1 protein-coding gene is annotated in these 1,766 nt (G+C 66.9%); it reads right to left on the bottom strand.

Going from position 1 to position 1,766, the window contains the following annotated elements; translation table 11 throughout:
- A partial coding sequence (locus AC1DQP_RS20195; protein WP_478052389.1) for a S46 family peptidase occupies window positions 1-1,373 on the bottom strand: 1,373 nt, incomplete at its 3' end.
- Window positions 1,374-1,766: the final 393 nt, after the last annotated feature.

Here is a 1,766-nt window from a genome sequence, read left to right as displayed (position 1 = left end):
CAGTACGTCTGCAGCTGCTGGTCCATGCGCGCGACATAGCGGCGGTCCATCTGCTTCAGCCCGCCTTCGATCGAGGGCAGGTCGCGCTCCTGGTAACCGGCTTCGCGCTCGGCGTCCGCCTTGGCACGTTCGATCGACAGGCGGTACAGGCTGAGCGCCGAGCCCAGCACGGCGGTGTTGTTGAACTGGCTCACGATCAGGTCGCGATCGCGCGTGGCGCGGCCTTCTTCCAGGTGCTTGATCAGCTGCGCGTGCGCGGCCAGCGCCGGCTTGCCGGCCGCGCCCTGCTGCTTCAGCCACGCCAGCACGGCCGCTTCTTCGGCCTGCTTCTGGCCGGCCGCATCGATGCGCTTGAAGCCATCCAGCTGGCCCTGATAATTCTTGGCGGTGTTGTTCAGGCCCGCCATGGTGGCGGCGTATTTCACCTTGATGTCCGCATCCTGCTGACCCGCCTTGCCGATCAGATCGATCACCGCGTTGTAGTGGCGCGCGATGGTCGGGTAGGTCCAGGTGGCGGTTTCGTTGAACTCACCGGCCAGCGCATAGCGGTTGGTGCGGCCCGGGTAACCGGCCACCATCACGAAGTCGTCGGCGCCCAGCGGCGTGTCGGCGAATGTCAGGAAGTGCTTGGGCTGGTAGGGCACGTTGTCGGCCGAGAACGCGGCCGGCTTGCCGTCCTTGCCCACATAGGCGCGATAGAACGAGAAATCGCCGGTGTGGCGCGGCCACATCCAGTTGTCGATGTCGCCACCGAACTTGCCGACGCTGCCCGGGGGCGCGTAGACCAGGCGCACGTCCTTGATCTCGATGTTGCGGAACAGGCGGTAGGTGTTGCCGCCGGAAAAACTGAACAGACGGCAGCGGAACCCGGCATCGGCTTCGCACGCTGCGGTCTGTGCCTTGTCGAAGGCATCCAGCGCGCGGGTCCGCGCCAGCGGATTCTTGCCGGCGGCGGCGATGGCGGCCTTGGCCTGCGCGGTCACATCGGTGATCTGGTCGAGCACGTACACGCGCGCGTTCGGGCCGGCGCTCAGCTCATCCTTCAGGGTGGGTGCGTTGAAGCCGTCCTTGATCAGGTTCTTCTCGGCGGTCGAGTTCAGCTGGATCGCACCGTAGGCGCAATGGTGGTTGGTCACCACCAGGCCCTGCGGCGACACGAAGCTGGCGGTGCAGCCGCCCAGCGCCACCACCGCACCCATCGGGTCGCCGGTCAGGTTGGAGATCTGCTCCGGCGACAGCTTCAGCCCCGCCTGCTTGAGCGGACCGGCGATTTCCGGCAGCTGCTGCGGCACCCACATGCCTTCAGCGGCTTGGGCAACCTGGACCAGCCCAAGGCTGGCGACGACGGAAAAAGCGAGCAGGTTCGAGCGCATTGAGCAGCCCCTTGCAAAGAGAACCGCCGATTCTAGCCCGCCCCCCTGCCCCGGTCCGAACCCCGGAAGTCATGGGCGGTGACCGGCCCCGATCATTGCCGCGCGGTGCGCGGCCAGCCGGGCATGGCCCGGCTCTACCCTCCCGCTTTCGCCTTCTGCCAGGCGCAGCCATGTGTCCGGAGGTGCCGGGCAGGCCGGTGCAGGACCGTGTATTGCCATGGATGGCAATACCGAGCCCCCAAGGATGGGTTCACGGCGTGTCCTGCACCGGCCTGCCCGGCACCTCCCACGCCAGAAGGAGGCGCTGCCCCTACCCCACACCACCCGCAACGCAACATGGGAAAACCGCCATCGGCTCTATAATCCGCGTTTTCCCCCCGACGAGTTCCACCG

The sequence above is a fragment of the Stenotrophomonas sp. P5_A8 genome (assembly GCF_056400545.1).
Note: the sequence above shows the minus strand (reverse complement) of the source record. Positions and strands in the feature narration are given on the sequence as shown.